Here is a 3,427-nt window from a genome sequence, read left to right as displayed (position 1 = left end):
CAATTTATAAACAATGAATCGGAAAAAGAAATGCCATATTCTATTGGAGAACATATAGGTTTTTGTGTTCCATTTTTTGAAGGAGAGGTTTATGAAGATTATTATTTAGAGTTTGAGAAGGAAGAAACGGCCAATAGATATCCATTGTTGAATGGAAGAACAATAGGAAAACCTGTACCATGCCTTATGCAGACAAAAAGAATCCCGTTACATTCAGAGATGTTTGTAAATGGAGCATGGAACTTTAAGGGGCTTTCTTCTCAGCGTGTTTGTTTAGCTAGTGAAAAAAATCAGCATAAAATTATAGTTGATTTTCCTGGATTTAGCCATTTTTCTATTTGGTCGGTACCTAATGCTTCTTATATATGCGTTGAACCGTGTAACGGAATAGCAGCATCAGAGGAAGAAGGCTACGATCCATATCAGAAAAAAGGTATTCACGTTTTGAAGCAAGGACATTCGGAAGTTGCGACATACAGTGTTACACTACTTTCACCGAAAATTGAATCTTTTTTGGAAAATGCGGAAAAAAAATCAATTTTATCAAAACGCATTTCTGTACGAAAGTTTAGAAGGAAGGTGGTGACCAAGGAAAAGATCATGCGTATTCTGAAATATGCAATGGCATCTCCTAGTGCAGGAAATTCTAGGGAATGGGAATTTATTGTAATTACAGAAGATGCGGCAAAAGAAAAAATTTCGCAGATGAGCCCATATGCGGTTCCGGCAAAAAATGCATCTGTACTGATTATTCCATGTCTTAGGAAGGAAAAAGAATGGACAGATAAGCAGGGAAACAGCTGGTGGGTGCAGAACATGGCAATTTGCTCCTATGGAGTATTGCTTGCGGCAAAGGAAGAGGATCTTGATGGTGTATGGCTTGGCTTTTATCCGGATGAAATGCGAGTGAAATTATTAGCTGAGTATTTAAAATGTGAAAATGTGCTGATTCCATTTTCAGTCATTGCATTAGGATATAGAGATGGAGAAGCTTTGTTGAAGGAACGTTATGATTCAGACATTGTTCATTTTTTTTCAGTTAGTGAAAATCATTGCAGCAGTTGATTAAGATATTAAATTGCAATTGCCAATAAGACGGCTACAAACTCAGCAAATATGGGGTTTGGTAGCCGTTTTTACTTTGACACAAAAAAAGCCTGAACGCCTTGTCTTGAAGGCTTTCAGGCTCCTAAGGAAACAGGGGATGAGAGAATCGAACTCCCACCAAAGGTTTTGGAGACCCCTATCATACCATTTGACCAATCCCCTATATTGTTGTAATTATTGCTTATGTTGGGATTATACATGCAAAACCTGAGATTGTCAAGCAATACCAAGATAGCAATAACTGTAATTTCAGGATAGAACAAACTCCATTATAAAATTGCATTATAAAACCAGTACAAGCAGGCAAATGTAATAGTAACGGAGAGTGTGGGATTCGAACCCACGTGCCCTTGCGGACAACCGCATTTCGAGTGCGGCGCGTTACGACCACTTCGCTAACTCTCCATATGAAAACGGAATACAATTGAATACAGCATACAATCTGGAAGGACATCATATAACAACACACATCACTGAAGACTTCTCTGCATTTTTGAAGATTGCATCAGAAACACGGATCAACGTTGCTTTTGCTGTAACCGTTCTTTATTATATCCGTATTCATGAAAAAGGTCAATTCCTTTTTCATGAATGCTGTGTTTATGGGTTTTTGCTATATTTTTATTTTTTTATAGGGGTTATATGGGCGACTGGGGATTGACGAAAAGGGGTGTATTGTAATATGATAGGAAATAGCTTATTTACAAACATCCCTTGAGGAGGCTGAAATGAACGACAAAAAGACATCCATTCTAAGCGCGGTAGAACATCTTACCAAGAATTACCATGATGAAGAGCTGTTTTTGCCAAGAAGCAAAAAAGAGCTTCCTGACAGATCCGCAGTAGTTGATATAGTGAGAGAATTAAAAGCTGTGATCTTTCCTGGATATTTCGGGAATGATTCGGCAGCAGCTATGTTTCCGGAACATTATCTTGGGCACGTGATGAATGATCTGTATGACCGTTTGGAAAGACAGATCAAGATTGCTTATTTATATATGGGCGAAGAGCAGGCAGATGAGAGAGCAGCAGAAGTGACCGGCAGCTTTTTCATGGAGCTTCCCCATGTTCAGAAGATGCTTTTAAAGGATGTTCAGGCCGGATTTGACGGGGATCCTGCAGCCAAGAGCAGAGAGGAGATCATTTTCTCTTATCCCGGCTTTCTGGCTATCTATGTGTATCGGCTGGCACACATCCTTTACACAAGTGAAGTACCCTTTATTCCAAGGATTATGACAGAGTATGCCCATAGCAGCACTGGGATCGATATCAATCCAGGTGCGACTATAGGAGAATACTTCTTTATTGACCATGGAACAGGTGTGGTAATCGGAGAGACCACTAATATCGGCAATAATGTAAAACTATATCAAGGTGTAACTCTGGGTGCCTTATCTACCAGAATGGGGCAGCAGCTTGCAAATGTTAAGAGACATCCCACTATTGGGGACAATGTGACCATATACTCCAATTCCACCGTATTGGGTGGTGAGACTGTGATCGGTGAGAATACCATCATTGGAGGAAATACATTTATTACGGAGTCTATTCCTGCCAATACTAAGGTAAGTGCCAAGAGTCCTGAGCTTGTGATCAAGAAGCCCAGAAGTCAGATGACGGCCACCAATGTATGGGACTGGGAGAACTGATGGCATTGTTTATGATGATCTTAAGATTAGGAGCCTGTTGTATATAGGCTCCTGTTTTTTTACGCTTTTAGTGTAAATTATTAACCACAAAAAGGGAAATAATAACCATAAATCCAGATGGCATTATGGTATTATAAAAAGAATCCTATGCCCATGGGCTGGAAAAGACAAAGGAGATGTGAAATATGAGATTTTCTGAGATTCCTTATGAAAGACCGGACATTCCGGCTGTGGTAGAAGAAGGCAGGAAGCTGATCGAGAAAGCTGCCCATGCAGCCAGTGGGGAAGAACAGTTTGCCATTCACCAGGAAATGTGGAAAAAGCTTTACCATGTAACAACCATGGAAACAATTGCACAGATACGCAGAGACGGGGATGTGACCAATGCATTTTATGAAGGAGAAAAAGAATATTACGACCAGAAAATGCCAGAGATCAATGCCCTGACAGATGAGTATAATAAGGTGCTTTTCAAAACTCCTTTCAGAGCCTATATGGAAGAAAAGCTGGGAGCAGTAGCTTTTAAGTCCATGGAACTTGAGATGAAAGCTTTTGATGAGAAACTGATCCCGTTAATGCAGGAGGAGAATGCACTGGCGACCAGGTACAGTAAGCTGATCGCTTCTGCATCTGTGGACTGGGAAGGAGAAGAATTGAATCTTTCCCTGCTT

The 3,427-nt window shown here is 40.2% G+C and carries 2 protein-coding genes, 2 tRNA genes and 1 pseudogene; 3 read left to right on the top strand and 2 right to left on the bottom strand.

The features are described 5' to 3' along the window. The coding region (locus R1Y93_RS10550; RefSeq protein ID WP_500822779.1) for a nitroreductase family protein at positions 1-1,065 on the top strand (1,065 nt) is incomplete at its 5' end. 133 nt (positions 1,066-1,198) lie between these two features. Here R1Y93_RS10550 and R1Y93_RS10545 read toward each other — a convergent pair. Next, positions 1,199-1,269, bottom strand: a tRNA-Trp gene (locus R1Y93_RS10545). Positions 1,270-1,426: 157 nt separating this feature from the next. Next, positions 1,427-1,512, bottom strand: a tRNA-Ser gene (locus tag R1Y93_RS10540). 323 nt (positions 1,513-1,835) lie between these two features. On the opposite strand from R1Y93_RS10540, the gene epsC reads away from it, so the two are divergent. Further along, positions 1,836-2,756, top strand: coding sequence for a serine O-acetyltransferase EpsC (gene epsC / locus R1Y93_RS10535; protein ID WP_500822778.1), 921 nt, complete (start codon positions 1,836-1,838; stop codon positions 2,754-2,756). A 185-nt stretch (positions 2,757-2,941) separates the two neighbouring features. Beyond that, positions 2,942-3,427 (top strand): annotated as a pseudogene (locus R1Y93_RS10530) (M3 family oligoendopeptidase); the annotation flags it as partial.

It is taken from the genome of Blautia sp. HA3515 (assembly GCF_059933065.1).
This window is presented reverse-complemented; position numbering and strand designations above follow the sequence as displayed.